16 protein-coding genes are annotated in these 16,168 nt (G+C 65.2%); 3 read left to right on the top strand and 13 right to left on the bottom strand.

Translation table 11 applies throughout. The annotated features are described in order from the left end of the window. Nucleotides 1-83: 83 nt before the first annotated feature. The 3 genes from CSQ99_RS26655 to CSQ99_RS26665 are packed head-to-tail and all read right to left on the bottom strand — an operon-like array spanning nt 84 to nt 2,294. Nucleotides 84-1,319, bottom strand: a complete 1,236-nt coding sequence (locus tag CSQ99_RS26655; protein WP_099042013.1) for a cytochrome P450 — start codon at nt 1,317-1,319, stop codon at nt 84-86. A 10-nt stretch (nt 1,320-1,329) separates the two neighbouring features. After that, nucleotides 1,330-1,524 carry a ferredoxin gene (locus CSQ99_RS26660; RefSeq protein WP_099042052.1) on the bottom strand — a complete coding sequence of 65 codons (195 nt, stop codon included), beginning with the start codon at nt 1,522-1,524 and terminating at the stop codon, nt 1,330-1,332. Next, a complete protein-coding gene (locus CSQ99_RS26665; protein ID WP_099042014.1) occupies nt 1,521-2,294 on the bottom strand; it encodes a TetR/AcrR family transcriptional regulator in 774 nt (257 codons plus the stop codon). The genes CSQ99_RS26660 and CSQ99_RS26665 overlap by 4 nt, the downstream gene beginning before the upstream one ends. A 15-nt stretch (nt 2,295-2,309) precedes the next feature. On the opposite strand from CSQ99_RS26665, the gene CSQ99_RS26670 reads away from it, so the two are divergent. Further along, nucleotides 2,310-3,032, top strand: a complete 723-nt coding sequence (locus CSQ99_RS26670) for an alpha/beta fold hydrolase (protein WP_099042053.1) — start codon at nt 2,310-2,312, stop codon at nt 3,030-3,032. On the opposite strand, the gene CSQ99_RS26675 is transcribed toward CSQ99_RS26670, so the two are convergent. From CSQ99_RS26675 to CSQ99_RS26720, 10 genes are read right to left on the bottom strand one after another with little or no spacing between them, the layout of a single operon-like run. After that, nucleotides 3,029-3,841, bottom strand: coding sequence for an SDR family NAD(P)-dependent oxidoreductase (locus CSQ99_RS26675; protein WP_099042015.1), 813 nt, complete (start codon nt 3,839-3,841; stop codon nt 3,029-3,031). The two genes, CSQ99_RS26670 and CSQ99_RS26675, sit on opposite strands and share 4 nt — an antisense overlap. Beyond that, nucleotides 3,838-4,686, bottom strand: coding sequence for an alpha/beta fold hydrolase (locus CSQ99_RS26680; RefSeq protein WP_099042016.1), 849 nt, complete (start codon nt 4,684-4,686; stop codon nt 3,838-3,840). The genes CSQ99_RS26675 and CSQ99_RS26680 overlap by 4 nt, the downstream gene beginning before the upstream one ends. Beyond that, a complete protein-coding gene (locus tag CSQ99_RS26685; RefSeq protein ID WP_099042017.1) occupies nt 4,671-5,261 on the bottom strand; it encodes an NADPH-dependent FMN reductase in 591 nt (196 codons plus the stop codon). Before CSQ99_RS26685 ends, CSQ99_RS26680 begins: the two co-directional genes overlap by 16 nt. A gap of 9 nt (nt 5,262-5,270) precedes the next feature. Beyond that, nucleotides 5,271-6,260: a cyclase family protein gene (locus CSQ99_RS26690; RefSeq protein WP_099042018.1), complete on the bottom strand. Its 990-nt coding sequence runs from the start codon at nt 6,258-6,260 to the stop codon at nt 5,271-5,273. 10 nt (nt 6,261-6,270) lie between these two features. Beyond that, complete coding sequence (locus tag CSQ99_RS26695) at nt 6,271-7,089, bottom strand: coniferyl-alcohol dehydrogenase (RefSeq protein WP_099042019.1); 819 nt, start codon at nt 7,087-7,089, stop codon at nt 6,271-6,273. A gap of 3 nt (nt 7,090-7,092) precedes the next feature. After that, nucleotides 7,093-8,424 (bottom strand): LLM class flavin-dependent oxidoreductase, encoded by a 1,332-nt coding sequence (locus tag CSQ99_RS26700; protein ID WP_099042020.1) that lies wholly within the window; start codon nt 8,422-8,424, stop codon nt 7,093-7,095. Continuing rightward, a complete protein-coding gene (locus CSQ99_RS26705) occupies nt 8,421-10,157 on the bottom strand; it encodes an FAD-binding protein (protein WP_245909110.1) in 1,737 nt (578 codons plus the stop codon). The genes CSQ99_RS26700 and CSQ99_RS26705 overlap by 4 nt, the downstream gene beginning before the upstream one ends. Nucleotides 10,158-10,216: 59 nt before the next feature. After that, nucleotides 10,217-11,137 (bottom strand): 3-carboxyethylcatechol 2,3-dioxygenase, encoded by a 921-nt coding sequence (locus tag CSQ99_RS26710; RefSeq protein ID WP_245909108.1) that lies wholly within the window; start codon nt 11,135-11,137, stop codon nt 10,217-10,219. Beyond that, nucleotides 11,085-12,770 (bottom strand): bifunctional 3-(3-hydroxy-phenyl)propionate/3-hydroxycinnamic acid hydroxylase, encoded by a 1,686-nt coding sequence (locus CSQ99_RS26715; RefSeq protein ID WP_099042023.1) that lies wholly within the window; start codon nt 12,768-12,770, stop codon nt 11,085-11,087. The genes CSQ99_RS26710 and CSQ99_RS26715 overlap by 53 nt, the downstream gene beginning before the upstream one ends. Continuing rightward, nucleotides 12,767-13,633, bottom strand: coding sequence for an alpha/beta fold hydrolase (locus CSQ99_RS26720; RefSeq protein ID WP_099042054.1), 867 nt, complete (start codon nt 13,631-13,633; stop codon nt 12,767-12,769). The genes CSQ99_RS26715 and CSQ99_RS26720 overlap by 4 nt, the downstream gene beginning before the upstream one ends. 167 nt (nt 13,634-13,800) lie before the next feature. Between CSQ99_RS26720 and CSQ99_RS26725 the strand changes: the two genes are divergently transcribed. After that, nucleotides 13,801-14,517, top strand: coding sequence for an IclR family transcriptional regulator (locus CSQ99_RS26725; RefSeq protein ID WP_099042024.1), 717 nt, complete (start codon nt 13,801-13,803; stop codon nt 14,515-14,517). Between the two features lie 29 nt (nt 14,518-14,546). Further along, nucleotides 14,547-16,154 carry an FAD-dependent oxidoreductase gene (locus tag CSQ99_RS26730; protein WP_099042025.1) on the top strand — a complete coding sequence of 536 codons (1,608 nt, stop codon included), beginning with the start codon at nt 14,547-14,549 and terminating at the stop codon, nt 16,152-16,154. The last annotated feature ends 14 nt before the right edge of the window (nt 16,155-16,168 follow it).

Consider the following 16,168-nt stretch of genomic DNA (forward strand, 5'->3'; position numbering starts at 1 on the left):
GGGATAGAGCGTCTGGGGGTGGGGCGCTGTAGGGGTAGACATCGTTGGTACTCCAATCGGGCTGTGGAAGCGGGTGCTCGGTGCTAGAAGGTCACCGGTAGTTCGTAGACGCCATAGGCGAGGCGGTCGTGCTTGAAGGGCACCTCGTCGAACGGGATCGCCAGCCGCAGCGTCGGGATACGGCGCAACAGCGTGTGGAACACGATCTGCAGTTCGGCGCGCGCGAGCTGCTGCCCGACGCATTGATGCCTGCCGTAACCGAAGCCGAGCTGCTGGCCGGCATCGCGGGTGAAGTCGAGCCTGTCAGGTTCGGGGTACGCGGCGGCATCCCAATTGGCCGGGGCCAGGTCGATGATGATGCCCTCGCCGGCGCGAATGGTCTCGCCGCCGATCTCGATGTCGTCGATGGCCACCCGGCGCTGGCCGTTCTGGATGATCGACAGATAGCGCATCAACTCTTCCGCGGCGTTCGCGATGAACTTCGGATCGTTGGAATCGCGGAGGAGCGCAGCCTGTTCGGGGTTCTCCAGCAGTGCGAGTACGCCGATACCGATCATGTTCGCCGTCGTCTCATGGCCGGCGATCAACAGCCCGGTGCCCAGCTGAGCAGCCTCCTTGACACTGATTTCGCCTGCGGTCACCCGCTCGGCCAGGTCGGAGACAGCGTCCTCGGAGGGGTGCTCCATCTTCTTCTCGACCAAGGCGATCAGATACTTGTGGAGGCTCATCGCCCCCTTTTGACCTTCTTCGGCGGACGCGTATCGGGCGAGCCCGACGTTGGCGTGGTGCTGGAAGAATTCGTGGTCCTCGTACGGGACGCCGAGCATCTCGCTGATGACCTTTGTCGGCACCGGCAGCGCGAGCTTGGCGACGATGTCGGCGGGTTGGGGTCCCGCCAGAATCTCGTCGATGCACTCATCGGTGACTTCTTGGATGGCGGTGCGCAGGGCCTCGACGCGTTTGAACGTGAAAGGCTTTGACAGCATCCGGCGGAACCGGGTGTGCTCCTCGGCATCGGAAGTGAAGACCGACCGGGGCCGCTTGTTCACCGTCGAAAGCATGTGCTCATTCCAGTGCGGGAAACCGTCACGCCGGTCGTCGACACTGACGCGCGAGTCCGAGAACAATGCTCGTGCCACCTCGTGTCCGGTGATCAGCCACGGTGTGGTGCCATTCCAGATCCGCACCCGCGACAGCGGCTTGGCCTCACCCATCTCGAGCATCGGCAACGGCGGCGCAAACGGGCATCGGGCCGCTCGCTCCATCGGGTACTCGGGAATATCGGCCGAAACCTGTTCTGTGGCAAGGGTGTCTGACATGAATTCTCCGTCATTCCTCAATGTGAATGGCCAGGGCGGGGCACGCCGCGGCGGCCTTTCGGGTTTCTTCTGCCTGATCGGGGCCGGGTTCGTCGACAAGTAGCTCGACGACGCCGTCGTCGTCGCGCTGGTCGAATACATCTCCGGCGTTCATCACGCACATCCCGGACGAGACGCACCGGTCCTGGTCGACACTCACTTTCACGGTCGCTCCGTGATCGGCGCCTGCCACAACCCGACGATCGCGTCGATGAGGCCGGATGCCACCGAGCTCCACGTGGTTCGGGGCATCAGCGAATTGTGAGAAATATGAGAGCCCTGCGCGCCTTCGGCGAACGCACGCTCGAAATCGGCGCACGTGTGCATCATCAGGTTCCGCACCATGATGTTGCGCTCGGTGACGACAGTCATCGGCAGGTCGGGCAGACAGCGAGTGATGCCATCGACAACGCGCAGCAGCGACGGCGAAGCGAGCGCGTCCTTCACGACGATCTTCTGGTAGGCGGGGTCGGCCAGCGCCTGGGCCGCGAAGCGCGCGTACCAGGTCGGGTTACCGAGCTGGTCGAGGTGCTCGGTGAGTGAACACACCATGCACGCGATCCAGTCGCGCAGGTCGGTCGAGTCGCCTCTGTCGGCAACCATCCGGGCGAGCAGCCGCTCGATCGGCACGCGGTGCTTCTGCTCGATCGCGCGCACGAGGTCGGCCTTGGTGCCGAAGTGGTAACCGACCGCGGCGTTGTTTCCCTGGCCGGCGGCCTCGCTGACCTGTCTGTTGGAGACGGCGTACACACCGTGCTCGGCGAACAACCGCTCGGCGGCAGCCAGGATCGCTTCGCGCGTGATGCTGGCGCGCTCGGTGCGAACGGTCCTGCTGGCTGTGGTCACACGATCAGTGAACCCCGTCTCAGCAGTTAAGTCAAGCGACTGATTTAAATAGACCGCGATGCCCCGCCTGCCCCATCCCCGCGTACCCATAGAGTGCCGCTGACCATGACTAATTCGCGGTTCACCGAAAGCGGCGACGCCCGCATCCACTATCTCGACTCCGGGGGCGACGACCGTGGCGCTCCGGTCGTCTTCGTGCCCGGCATGACATGCATCGCCGACGATTACGCGGAAATCCTGCCGCTGTTCGGACGCAGGACCGTTGTCATCGACCTCAGGGGGCATGGCCGAAGCGGCGCCCCCGCGACCGGATACGACGCCGCGACGTTGAGCACCGACGTCGGTGCGGTGGTGGACGCCGTCACCGACGGGCCGGTGCACGTGGTGACGTTCTCGCGGGGCACGACCTACGCGCTGACGTGGGTGCTGGCCAACGTCGAGCGCGTTCGGTCCGTCGCTATCGGCGACTACGTGCCCGAGGAGAAGGTGTTGACTCCGGAGATGTCGCGACGCCTGCTCGACGGTCGCTGGCGCGGAACTGCGGTGCGCGAGCGCCTCGACGAGCACGCCGCGAACAAGGTGTTTCGCGCGGCTCAGGAGCGATCATTATGGGAGTCTCTTGCCCGACAACACCTTCCACTGCTAGCTGTGCGCAGCCGCGAACGCTTCCTCGTCGGCGACGCGCAGTGGTCGCGCTACCGGGCGTTGTTCCCGGACGCACATCTGGTTGAGTTCCCCGACTCGCCCCACGACATCTTTCGTCCCGACCGTGGCCGGTATCCTCGGCTGGTTTCCGAGCACGTCGACCGTGCGGACGAAGGCCGCTAGTCGGCCTTCGGCTTACGCGCGACCACCTTGCCCGCGCTCGTGCCGCCATCGACGGGAAGCACGGTGCCGGTGACATAGCGCGAGCGATCGGTGGCGAAGTAGAGCGCCGCTTCGGCGACATCTTCCATCGTGCCCTCGCGCTTTAGGGGGCGATCGTTGCGCATCTGCTCGCGGATCTTCGCCTCGAACTGCTCCAACTTCTCGAGGTCCTCCCCCGCCGCCGACTTGCGAACGATCGCTGTGCGGATGTTGCCTGGCGCGATGGCGTTCACCCGAATCTCATAATGTGCCAACTCAATTGCCGCCGACTTGGTGAACTGGATGACAGCGGCCTTCGATGCCCGGTAGGTCATGACGCCGCCGCCGGCCTGAATCCCGCCGATCGACGTCAGATTGATGATCGAGCCGCCGCCGTGTTGTGACATGTGCCGGGCCGCATCGCGCGTCCCTGCCATCACCGCCAGGACGTTTACCGCCATCACCTTGTGGAAGTCGGCGAGGTCGTCGTCGAGGAATCGGCGGTGCATCGTGCCCGACACCCCAGCGTTGTTGACCATCACGTGCAGGCCGCCGAGTCGGTCTACGGCCGTCGACACGAGCGCGCCCACCTGGTCGACGTCGGATACGTCGGCCTCGACGAAGAGAGCGTTGGCACCGATATCCGCCGCGAGCGCCGCACCGGCGTCGGTGTCGACGTCGCCGATCAGCACCTTGGCGCCTTCGGCGGCGAACCTGCGCGCAAGACCTTCGCCCAGGCCCGACGCTCCGCCGGTCACGATCGCGACCTTGCCCGCCAGTTCGTCTGTCATGCTGCTCCTTCGCACTGCTCGGCCAGGAAAGCCATCAGCAGGTCGTTGACCGCCGCGGGCTGTTCGATCTGCGGGCAGTGCCCCGCATCGGGGATCACCGCCGAACGGGCGGACGCGATCTGGCCGGCGATCTCAGCCGCCCAGCCCCGCGGGAGCAGCTTGTCTGCACCGCCTTCGAGTATCAGCGTGGGCACTGCGATGCGTTCATACGCGCGTGCGCTCGACGGCAGCGGTGGCGGCGCCAGCCCGGGACGGCGAAACCTTGCTCCCGCCAAAGCTTCCCAAGCACCCGGGGCGATGCTCGAGTCGTATCGCCGTTGCACGTAGGACTCGTCTGCCACGTATGAGGGATCGTAGAAGAGTGCCTCGACAATTCGACGCATACCGTCGAGCGTGGCGTCATAGTCGTAGAGCGCCGCCGAATGCTCGTTGCGTTGAATCTCGCCTCCGCCGCAGATCATCACCAAGCTTCGCGCGGGCAGCACCGGCGACTCCGAGGTGGCGTCAACGAACAGATTGACCGCGCCCATCGAGTTCCCGACAAAATGCGCTGATTCGACGCCGACGACCTCACAGAACCGCGCGATGTGGCGGATCCGCATGCCGCGGCCGTCATTGAAGTCGATGACCTTGGCGGACGCGCCAAAACCCAGCATCTCCAAAGCGAGGACGCGATGCCGCCGCGCCAGGGCGTCGATGTTGTTCTCCCACGCAATCTGGGCATCGACACCGAACTCGCCGCCGTGCAGCAGAATCACCGGATCGCCTTGCCCTGCCTCGAGATAACCCGTGGCGAGACCGTCGACCAGGACAGTCTTACGCGCTGCGCTCACGCGGTTTCCCATGCGGACTGAGCGAAGGTCAGTACCTGCGTGGCCAACATCTCGAGCTGATCGCAGACCGACGCGTCGGTCAACTCGCCTGCGTTGTCCCAGATCTTGTCGGCGGAGTTGATGGCCACCCCGAGCGGTGTCGGCCAGGCCCGCAGCGCGTGCCCGATGGAACGCAGCTGGCCCAGCGTGCCCACCGCTGCCTGCCAGCCGTAGGCGCAACTGATGCATCCCCACGGCGTGTTGTCGAGGTATACGCGAGGATCTTCGCGCAGATCCTCGATGTAATCGAGCGCATTCTTGACCAGGCCGGAGATCGCCCCGTGGTATCCGGGCGATCCGACGACGACGGCATCGGCGTCGCGCAGAGCACTCACGAGCTCGAGAGCCTTTGGCGTGCGCTCCAGTTCGTGTGGCGCGTACATCGGGAGATCAAGGTCCGGCCCACTGAAGAACCGGGTGCGCCCACCTTGGCGTTCGACCGATGCCAGGCAGTAGCGAAGCGCGCGCTCGGTCGACGAGTTGGCGCGCAGCGTGCCGCCGAGTCCGACGATCAGCGGTGCTCCGCCGGTGGTTGTGCTTGCGGTCATGGTTCTCACCTACTTGATTGCAATCGGGTTCACGGGCGATCCGACGGCGCCGGTCACCCTCAGCGGCGGAGCGATGAGCTGGAATTCGTATACCCCGTCGGCCGCGCAATCGGCCGCCAATGCGGTCAGATCCCAGTACTCGCCGAGCATCAATCCCATGTCACGCAGGCACAGCATGTGCATCGGCAGGAAGACACCGTCGACACCGGGAAGCGGGTTTTCCACCATCAGGTTGTCAGCCGCGATGGCGGCCACTTCGTGGTCGTGCAGCCACGACGCGCACGTCCAGTCCAGGCCGGCGCCGGGTTCACTGCCGTCGCCCGTTTCGAGAAACCTTGCCCACCAACCGGTCCGGACCAGGACGATGTCGCCGCGTTCGACCGTGACTCCCTGCGCCCGAGCGGCCGCGTCGAGTTCGGCAGGGGTGATCGGGTCGCCGAGATCGCAGAACGTCTCTACGCCGCGCAGGCGGACGATGTCGAGCAACACGCCGCGCGAGGTGATGCCCTTGCCGTCCACCTTGTCAATCCCGCAGTGGTAGGCGCCGAGGCTGGTCACCGAGCTTGCGGGAAACCCGTTGTACAGCTTGTCCTCGTAGTACACGTGCGACAACGCATCCCACTGGGTCGCGGCCTGCAGCGGCATGATGATGATGTCGTCGTTGAACCGCATCGGGCCGTTGACCCAGTACTCGCTGAGTTGAGCCGCTGCCGGATTCTTCAGCCACGCCGGGCCGTACTCGGCCAGGGTGCTGGCATCGCCACCGTCGATCGTCATCACGTGCAGTGGGTTCTGCCTGAAGTGGAATGCGCCCTGCGGACCGGACGATCCGAAGTCGACACCGAGCGGAAAGACCTTGCCGTGTCTGGCCAGACTGGCGGCCTGGGCAACCTTGTCCGCCGTGATGAGGTTCAGCGTGCCGATTTCATCGGCCTCACCCCAGCGTCCCCAGTTACGGACGTCGTCGGCGACCCGCCGGAAGTCGCTCATGCTGGCCATAGCTCGCCTCTCATCGTCGCGGAACCGAGCCGGCGAGGTCCGTTTCGCCGATCGTTCCGCCGTCCACCCAGATCACCTGTCCGGTGAGGTAACTGGCTGCCTTGCTGTTCAGGAAGACCAGCACGCTGGCCTGCTCTCCGGGATCGGCGGCCCGTCCCAGCGGAGTACGGAAGGAATCCAAGAACTCCTGTCCGTAGGCCGATCGCAGCTGGTCGAGTATCGGGGTGTCCGTGACGCCCGGTGCGGTGCAGTTGATTCGGATTCCCTTGGCTCCCAGTGCTACGACGTTTGCCATCCCGTACAGAATGATCGCCTCCTTGGAGAGCCGGTAGCCACCGCCGTCGGCGACGGCCTTCGGATTGCGCTCGCACCATTCGATGCCGTCGTCCATCGTCACGGTATCCACCAGGCCCGCGGTGACGCCGGCGTTCTCCCGATATGCCGATGCGGCCAACGACGAGACGGAGGCGATGGCCGACCCGGGGGGCATCGTGGGTATCAGCGCCTCGGTGAACCGCCGGGTACCGAGGAAGTTGATGGTGATCACCCGCAACGGATCACGGATCCCCGATGACACCCCGGCGACATTGAACAACGCATCGACCCGGCCCCCGATCGCGGCGGCCGCGGCGTCGATCGACGACGGATCGTAGAGATCCAGGGAGATGAACTCGCCGATGTTGAAGTCGGGCGGTCGGATATCGAGACCGATCACCTCGGCCCCGAGGTCGGCGAGTTGCTGCGCCAACGCGGCGCCGATGCCCGAAGCGCATCCGGTGACGACGACCCGGCGGCCGTCGTAGCGCCACAGCTCGTCAATCTGGACCACGGATCAACTCTTGTCCGCGGCAGGATTTCTACTCGTCCACCCCTCCCCTGTTTTGAGTTTCGCCGCTGCCGCCTCGATTCCGGCGTTCATCTCGTCCATCGCCAGGGATACCTCGTTGGCGGTGTAGTTCTCGCGGCCGGTGGGCAGACCGCCGAATGCATAGGTCTCGTCGAACAGCGGTGATTTCGACTTGGGCCGGCGCGCCTCGGCCTTCTCCAACACGGGCGCTAGCCGCTTGGCCTTTTCGGCCACCGCCTTGGCGTCGCGCTCGATGAACTCGGGCAGGACCTCGGAGCCCATCAGCTCGATGGACTCCATGGTCTCCTCGTGGCGGCGCGGCGTGAGGAGCAGGATCAGTTCGTCGACGCCGCTTTCCTCGTAGCCGCGCAGGAACTCGCGCACGGTTGCCGGACTCCCGATCGGGCCCCGGTCAGGTCCGTACACGATGCTCGGATCCTTGTCGATCTCTTCGAGGTGCCGCTTCCACACCCCGGTCCGGCCCGGTGTGTGCATACCGGTCATGTAGTAGTGCATGATTCCGAACGCGAAGAACCCGCCGCCCTTTCCAAGTCGCTCGATGGCCTGCTCATCGGTCTTGGCCACCATCATCGACAGGTCGCCGCCGATGGCGAGGATGTTGGGGTTCATCTGGGGCGTGACCGGAACGGCGCTCTCTTCGAACTCCTTGTAATAGCCGTTGACCCGTTCGGTCAGTGGGCCAGGACCGGTGTAGGCGAAACTCAGGGCGCCGAGGCCCTTTTGCGCGGCCATCGACACCGAAGCGGGTCGTGTGCAGGCCACCCATACCGGCGGATGCGGCTTCTGCAGCGGCTTGGGAACGACGTTGCGCGGCGGCATCTCGATGTGCTGACCCTTGAAACCGGTGAACGGCTCCTCGGTCATACAGCGGATCGAGACTTCCAGCGCCTCTTCCCACATCGCACGCTTGTCGGCGGGGTCGATGCCGAACCCGCCGAGCTCACCGACCGAGGACGACTCGCCGGTGCCGAACTCCACTCGACCGCTGGACAACAAATCGAGGGTCGCGACGCGCTCAGCCACGCGGGCGGGGTGATTGACCGCGGGCGGCAGGTGCATGATACCGAATCCGAGCCGAATGTCCTTGGTGCGCTGACTCGCCGCCGACAGGAAGATCTCGGGAGCGGTGGAGTGGCAGTACTCCTCGAGGAAGTGGTGTTCGGTCAGCCACACCGTGGAGAAACCGGCCTTGTCGGCGGCCTCCACCTCGTCGAGACCGTCCAGGAAAAGCTTGTGCTCGTCATCGTCACTCCATGGCCGCGGCAGCGGGAATTCATAGAACAGCGAGATCTTCATTTCGTTACCTTTCGATCTGAATCAAGTGTCGAATCGGTCTGAGTGCCAGGCTGAACAGATCTGTCGGGCAACTGGTCCGCGATGTGCTTGGCAGCCAAATAGCCGAAGGTCATCGCAGGCCCGATGGTCGCGCCCGCGCCCGCGTAGCTGCGCCCCATCACCGCTGCCGACGTGTTACCCACCGCGTACAGCCCCTTCACGAAGCTGTCGTCGGTGCGCAGCACCCGGGCGTGTTCGTCGGTACGCAGCCCTCCGGAGGTGCCGAGGTCGCCGAGGATGATCTGGAACGCGTAGTAGGGCGGCTTCTGCAGCGGATACAGATTCGGATTGGGCAATGTCGGGTCACCATAGTAGTTGTCGTACGCGGAATCACCGCGGTTGAAGTCGTCATCGTGGCCCTTGCGCGCCAGCTCGTTGAAGCGATCGGCGGTCGCACGAAGCTGATGCGGGGGCGCGCCGATTTTGGTCGCCAGCTCCTCGAAGCTGTTCGCCTCCACCACGATTCCTGAATCAAGCCAGGCCTTGGGAACCTTCCGCCCGGTGGGTACCGGCGCGAACGGCACCTTGGGAATCGGCAGGTGCCCGCCCACGACGTAGCGGTGAAACGAGCGGATGTCGGTGACGAGCCAGCAGGGGATGTGGGCGACGCCGGAGTTCTGGCCTTCGATCATCGCGTGCGCGAAGTCCATGTAAGGCGCGGCCTCGTTGATGAACCGCTTGCCCTCGCCGTTGACGACGAACTGCGACGGCATCATGCGCTCGTTCAGCATGAACTGCAGCCTGCCGTCGGGCCAGCACATGGCGGGAAACCACCACGCCTCGTCGAGCAGGTCGGTCGAACCGCCGACCTTCTCCCCGGCTCGGATTCCGTCGCCCATCGACGCGGGATTGCCGAAGCTCCAGTCATTCTCGCCCCCGGCGAGATCATGGACCCTGTCGAGGACAGGCAGATGCTGTCTGCGCCATTCCATGTCATGGTCGAACCCGCCGGCGGCCAGGACGACTCCATGCCGCGCGCCGATGCGCTGCTGGGCGCCGTCGCGCTCGATGACCGCCCCGGTCACCGTGCCGTCGACGTCAGTGATCAGTTCTGTCATCGGTGACCCCAGCCACAGCGGGATGCTCTGCTCTTTGAGGGCCAACCGCATTCGTGCGGCAAGCGACTGGCCGATCGCGGCCATCCGGTCACCGAACACCCGCGCCCGGAACATACGCCAAATCAGTTTCACCAGGACGGCCTTACCGCGCCAGTTCTGGCGTACCTGATAGAACAGCCGAAGATCTTTGGGGGCGAACCAGATTCCCCTCGGCGCCAACGCCAACGGTCGCAGGAGGTTGTGCTCCTCGTCGCCAAGCGTGCGCAGGTCGATCGCGGGCACGTTGATCGTGCTGCCCAGTTCGGAGCCGCCCGGCAGCTCCGGGTAATAGTCGGCATAACCTGGCTTCCAGACGAATTCGAACCACCGGCTGCGCTTCTCGAGGAACTCCATCATCTCCGGCGCACCATCGACATACGCGCGGAGTCGCGCATCGCTCACCAGGCCGCCGGTGATCCGCTGCAGGTATTCGAAGACTTCGTCGGGTTCGGGAACATAGCCTGCTTCGCGTTGCGACGGCGCTCCCGGCACCCAGATGCCGCCACCCGACAGCGCTGTCGAGCCGCCGAACTGGGGTGACTTCTCGACGACCAAAGTGTCGAGACCGAACGCATCGGCGGCCAGCGCCGCGGTCATTCCACCGCCGCCGGAGCCGATGACGAGTACATCGACGGTGTGGTCGAACGCTTCTCCTGTCACGGGTTGCACACCGCCGTCCTGACGGCGAAGCCGGCGATCAACTCGGGTGCCGCGCGATAGAAGCGATTTCCCGTCTCATAGCGACCATGTGCCGCCAGCGCCGCAAAAGCCGCCACCCACGTGCGGATTTCGTGTGCGGAGTGGCCGGCCTGTCGTTCGATCCAACTGTTCGACCAGCCGTCGACCTCGTCGAGGCGATTCGAGTCGACCAAATCGAGGAACGCCTGATCCCATTCGGGATTCAGCGGTTGCAGCGGGCTGTCGCCGTGCGCGAACGCCTGGGCCGCATCGATCACCGCCACCTGTCGCGCCTGGCGCTGCTCCGGCGTCATTGGTTCCCCACCCACGATCCGGGCGAGCGCCGCGGGCGGTGCGGTGGCCAGGGTCGGCACCGGCGGATCATGCGAGAGCCCACCGGATCCGATGACGAGGACCCGCTTACCCAGCGTCGCCAGATGGGTCCCGACTGCGGCGCCGAGCGCCCGAACTCGCCGAAGCGGCCCGAGCGGGGTCGCGACCGAGTTGATGAAGATCGGAATCACCGGCCTCGACGTCGCGTCGCCGAAGAGCTTCTCCAGCGGTTGAACGGTGCCGTGGTCGACATCCATGCTGGCCGAAAGTGCAACGTCCACGCCCGATTCGAGAACTGCCCGCGCACATTCGGCGGCGGTGTCCTCAGGCACGTCCAGCGGGCCCGCATGCGTGCCGTAATCGCCGACACCCTGTGCGGCGGTGCCAATGCAGAACGGTGGCATCGTCCGGTAGAAGAACCCGTTGTAATGGTCGGGCGAGAAGACGACGACCAGTTCGGGGTCGAAGTCCGCGACGAAACCACGCGCCGCTTCCAGGGCCGACTCGACATCGTCAAGAAGATCCCGCGACGGTCCCGGAAGGTTCAGCAGCGGACTGTGCGACATGCAACACAGGGCCAGTGTCGCCATGAGAACTCGAGCCTCCTTCCTGGGTCAGATGCAGGACGTCGAAAAGCGATGCGCTCAGTTCGGGTGCGCGCTGTGCGATGCACGCGCCTGCGATGCAGCGATCGGGACGGACGAACAGCACGGAATCGGTATAGACGTCGAACCACGATTTCAGCGCACCCGTCCGGTCACCGACGACCGTCACGTCAGCGTCATCGTGACCGGTCCAGCGCAGCTGGGTCATGGGACGCGCCTCGACGAACCTTGCCCCCAACGCCTTCCAGCGGTTGAATGCCTCGTCGCCGAGCACGGCCCGCAGGTTGTTGCTCCAGCACAGCACGGCAAAGCCGGTGCCGAGTACGTCATCGAGCAGGACATTCTGGTCCTGTCGCGTATCGACACGGGGCTGGATGAACAGGGTGCCGGTCGGCGAGTTTTCCGAACCGTGCTCGGCGTGGAACACCGCACCCTGCTGATACCGCGGCATCGGCTTGAACCGCATCTCCAGTACATAGCGCTTCAAGGTGGGTACCAGTGACGCGCCGTGGATGACGCGGTCGCGCAGCGCGGCCACCCGCCGGTTCGTCGGCGAGATGACCCGGCCCACCATCGTGGACAGGTCGATCATCGCCCGTGCATGTTTGCGGCGCTCAACGTCGTAGGTGTCGAGCAAGGCGTCGCCGGCCCGGCCGGTCACCACCGCGGCGAGCTTCCACCCGAGGTTGGCGGAATCTCGGATACCGCTGTTGTATCCCTGGCCCTGCCATACCGGCATCAGGTGTGCGGCGTCACCTGCCAGCATCAAGCGACCCTTGCGGAACGAGCCGGCGATGCGCGAGTGATGGGTGTACACACGGTGGCGGATCATGTCGACCCGTTCGGGGTTCGGAACCCGCTGTGCGAGCATGCGTCTGACGAATGCGGTATCGTCGGCGAGTTCGTCGGACTCGTCGTCGTGGATCAGGAACTCGAAGCGGCGGATGCCGTGGGCGATGGAGATCGACACGTACGGCCGCTTGGGATCGGCTCCCACTTCACTGTTCGGATGACCCAGCGGATCGTTCGCGACGTCGACCACCAGCCAGCGTGTCGATGACGTCGTCCCGTCGAACGACACACCCATCAGTCGGCGGGTGGCACTGCGCCCGCCGTCACACCCGACGACGTAGCGCGCCCGCACCGGTTCTTTGCCGTCGGCGAACTCCAGAGTGACGCCGTCGTCGGCTTCGACGCAGTTCTGCATCCGGTGTCCCCACCGAACCTCGACGTGGTCGAAGCGGTCGAGCCCACCGTGCAATTCGGCGTCGACCATCGGTTGGACGAAGCCGTTGCGCTTGGGCCAGCCGAAACGCGCGTCAGGCGGGGCCATTTCGGCAAGCAACCGACGCTTGGCGTCGAAGAAGCGCAGTATCTGGTTCGGCACGGTGTGTGGCAGGACACGGTCGACCAGGCCGATGGACTGGAACGTGCGCAGCGCCTCGTCGTCCAGCCCGACACCCCGCGGGTAATCGATGAGGGTGTCGCGTTCCTCGACGATGACTGTCCGGACCCCCTGCAACCCAAGGATGTTCGCCAGTGTCAGACCGGACGGACCGGCCCCGACAATGACGACATCCACCTGCTCGGTCATTGGCGCCCCAGCAGGAAGTCCAGATGCAGACGGTTGAAGGTCTTGGGGTCTTCGTACTGCGGCCAGTGCCCGCAGCCGGGCATCAGCTCGAACCGGGCGCCCGGGATCATCGACGCGATGCGGCGCCCCTCGGTGACATCGGCGGTCGGGTCGTCGCTGGTCCACACGACCATGGTCGGGGCGGTGATCGACCCGTACTCCTTCGGGCCGAGTAGGTTTCGCTCGCGGATCTCTGGATCCTGCAGTGCCATGATGTCTTTCATCGCGGCGGCGAACCCCGGTTGGCGATACACACGCTGACGGCTGGCGACGATGTCGTCGTAGTCCTTGGACTTGTCTGCCATCAACCACTTGATTCGTGCCTGGACCGTTTCCCAGGTCGGATTCTCAGCGGCCGCCATCGACAACGTGATGATGCGTTTCATCACCTCGGGGTCGGCCTGCGATCCACCCGCGGTGTTGAGCACCAGTCGGTCGATCCGGTCGGGTTGATCGGCAGCGGCGCGTGCGGCCACCCATCCGCCCAACGACTCACCGCTGATGTGGGCACGCTCGGCGTCGATGGCGTCAAGGAACGCCGTCAGGTGGGATACGTAGTGGTCGACTTCGAGCGGGTGCCCGGGCTTGTCCGTGTAGCCGTGGCCCAGCATGTCTATCGACCATGTCGAGAAATGCTCGGCGTGCGATTCGAGGTTCCGGACGTACGCCTCGGCGTGACCGCCCGAGCCGTGCAAAAAAACCAGGGCAGGTTTCCCCAGGTCACCGGCGTGCAGATAGCGGGTGCGCACCCCGCCCGCGTCGATGAAACCCTGCGAGAACGCGACGCTCTGGAGGTCACTCCAGACGCTCTCGAAATCGAGCAACCGAGACGTTTCCCGCACTCGTCACCTCTCTTGACGGCGAGAATCAAATTCTCGTATCTTGTAAGCACTGTGCTCATTTATCGCACGTCCATGTGCACTATAGTCAGAGCATCACTCTCCTAAGTGGTAGATGTCAAGGAAAGTCGGGAAGTCGGATGACTGGTTTGATGGGGTCTGATTCGGCCGACGGGGCTGGCCCCAATGCCGCGCCGACGGGTGCGCCGGGTTCGCAAACTTTGGCGCGAGGTTTGGCCGCGTTGCAACTGGTCGCGACATCCCGGTCGGGACTGACCGCCCAACAGGTCGCCGATGACATCGGCGTGCACCGCACAATCGCGTATCGCCTGCTGTCCACGCTGTCGCAGTTCCGGTTGGTAGCCAAGGGCGAAGACGGCCGCTACCGGGCGGCCGCCGCACTCGCGGTGCTTGGTGCGTCGTTCGACAACCATGTGCGTCAGCTGAGCCTGCCCACCCTCCGCGCACTGGCCGACGAACTCGGCAGCACAGTGTCATTGCTTGTGGCCGAGGGCGATCAGCAGGTCGCCATCGCCGTCATCGTGCCGACCAACGTGTACTACCAGTTGTCCTTTCACGAGGGCAGCCGCTATCCACTCGACCGTGGCGCCGCCGGCCTGGCGCTGCTGGCGAGCATGCCGCCGCGGCCCGGCGAACGCGACCTGGTTCCCCAAACGCGCCAACAGGGTTGGGTTATCACCCACGGAGAGGTCGAGCCGAACACCTACGGCCTGGCCGTGCCCGTACGCAGGCAGCCGCCGTCGCCACCGACCTGCATCAACCTCATCTCGCACCGCGAAGACGTAGTCATGCACGGCAAGGACGCAGTCATGAAGGCGGCCAACGAACTGTCCGCGATCCTGTCCTGAGGATCGCCTGCGCCGAAAGGATTGAGCACGTGACCAATTGGGATCATGAGGTCGACGTGGTTGTGCTCGGCAGTGGCGGCGCCGGCCTGACGTCGGCGCTGACCGCTGCGGTCAATGGAGCCTCGGTCGCGGTGTACGAGAAGGCCGCAACCGTTGGCGGCACGACAGCGGTTTCCGGTGGCATCATCTGGATCCCGGCCCACAACCGGTCCGCCGAAGGCGAACTGACGGTCGACGACGCCATGAGTTACCTGCGCGCGCAGTCACTGGGCTTCATGGACGACGACCTGGTGGACACCTTCGTGCGTACCGGGCCGGAGATGCTCGACTTCGTCGAGGCCCACAGCGAATTGCAGTTCGAGGTCGCCGAGGGATTCCCGGACTACAAGCCCGAACTCCCCGGAGGACGCCCAGCGGGCGGACGGTCGCTGAACGCCAAACCGTTCGACAGGTCCCGACTCGGCGAGTGGAGTGAGCGCATCACGTCGTTTCCAGCCGACTTCAGCAACGTCGGCATCGATGCCGAGACGCGCGCACGCATCCACGCCTCGCTCGACGACGAGTCGGGTGACTACTGCGTGGCGGGCACCGCGCTGATCGCCGGGCTGCTGAAAGGGCTACTCGACCTGGGTGTCGTCCCCCATACGAACGCGCGGGCCGTTGAGCTGTATGCCGACGCTCTGGGGGTCACCGGTGCTCGAATCACGCAGGCCGACAGAGAGTTCAACGTTCGAGCGCGCCGCGGCGTGGTGCTGGGCACCGGCGGATTCGAGTGGGATCCGAAGCTGGTCGAGGCATATCTTCGCGGCCCGATGCGCGGTGCGGTTTCACCGCCCAACAACACCGGGGACGGTCTGCGCATGGCCATGGCGCACGGCGCCGATCTGGCCAATATGGGCGAGGCGTGGTGGGTGCCGATCGTCCAGTTGCCCGACGACACCTTCGGGGGTCATCCGCGCAGTCGCAGCGTCCGACTCGAACGCACCCGGCCCAGAAGCATCATTGTCAACCGCGCGGGCAAGCGCTTCCTCAATGAGGCCGGTGAGTACAACTCGATGGCAGGCCCGTTCCATTTCCTCGATCCGAAGCTGGGCTACGCGAATGATCCGGCATGGATCGTCTTCGACTCCCAGCACTTCAAGCGGTACGGATTCCTCGGCGTGTTGCCCGAGGAAGAGGCTCCGGACTGGTTCGCGCCTTCGGCCGATCTGGCGGAACTCGGCGAGAAGACGGGTATCGACGCAGACGGCCTGGCGGCCACGCTCGCCGCGTGGAACGACAGCGTCGCGCACGAGCAGGATCCCGAATTCGGCCGTGGTGCAAGCGCTTACGACGGCTATTGGGGTGACGCCTTGGCGACCACCCCGGCTGGCAAGACGCTCGGCCCCATCGACACCGCGCCCTACTACGCCGTCCCCGTATCGATCGGTGCGATGGGCACCAAGGGCGGGCCGCGCACCGATCGCGACGGCCGCGTGCTGCACGTCGGCGGTGGGGCCATCCCGGGTTTGTTCGCCGCGGGCAACGCGATGGCGGGCGCGACGGGCAAGGCTTACGGCGGTGCGGGCGGGACGCTGGGCCCCGCAATGGTCTTTGGGTATCGAGTCGGGGTCGCCGTCTCGGCGCGGGTCTCTTAAGGCGAGCCGGCTAG

The sequence above is a fragment of the Mycobacterium neglectum genome (genome assembly GCF_002591975.1).
Taxonomy (GTDB): domain Bacteria; phylum Actinomycetota; class Actinomycetes; order Mycobacteriales; family Mycobacteriaceae; genus Mycobacterium; species Mycobacterium neglectum.

Excerpts from the sequence above, each read along its gene's own strand:
- CSQ99_RS26655 (WP_099042013.1), bottom strand. The coding sequence starts at position 1,319 with ATGTCAGACACCCTTGCCACAGAACAGGTTTCGGCCGATATTCCCGAG.
- CSQ99_RS26665 (WP_099042014.1), bottom strand. The coding sequence starts at position 2,294 with ATGGGTACGCGGGGATGGGGCAGGCGGGGCATCGCGGTCTATTTAAAT.
- CSQ99_RS26670 (WP_099042053.1), top strand. The coding sequence starts at position 2,310 with ATGACTAATTCGCGGTTCACCGAAAGCGGCGACGCCCGCATCCACTAT.
- CSQ99_RS26675 (WP_099042015.1), bottom strand. The coding sequence starts at position 3,841 with ATGACAGACGAACTGGCGGGCAAGGTCGCGATCGTGACCGGCGGAGCG.
- CSQ99_RS26680 (WP_099042016.1), bottom strand. The coding sequence starts at position 4,686 with ATGGGAAACCGCGTGAGCGCAGCGCGTAAGACTGTCCTGGTCGACGGT.
- CSQ99_RS26685 (WP_099042017.1), bottom strand. The coding sequence starts at position 5,261 with ATGACCGCAAGCACAACCACCGGCGGAGCACCGCTGATCGTCGGACTC.
- CSQ99_RS26690 (WP_099042018.1), bottom strand. The coding sequence starts at position 6,260 with ATGGCCAGCATGAGCGACTTCCGGCGGGTCGCCGACGACGTCCGTAAC.
- CSQ99_RS26700 (WP_099042020.1), bottom strand. The coding sequence starts at position 8,424 with ATGAAGATCTCGCTGTTCTATGAATTCCCGCTGCCGCGGCCATGGAGT.
- CSQ99_RS26705 (WP_245909110.1), bottom strand. The coding sequence starts at position 10,157 with ATGACCGCGGCGCTGGCCGCCGATGCGTTCGGTCTCGACACTTTGGTC.
- CSQ99_RS26710 (WP_245909108.1), bottom strand. The coding sequence starts at position 11,137 with ATGTCGCACAGTCCGCTGCTGAACCTTCCGGGACCGTCGCGGGATCTT.
- CSQ99_RS26715 (WP_099042023.1), bottom strand. The coding sequence starts at position 12,770 with ATGACCGAGCAGGTGGATGTCGTCATTGTCGGGGCCGGTCCGTCCGGT.
- CSQ99_RS26725 (WP_099042024.1), top strand. The coding sequence starts at position 13,801 with ATGGGGTCTGATTCGGCCGACGGGGCTGGCCCCAATGCCGCGCCGACG.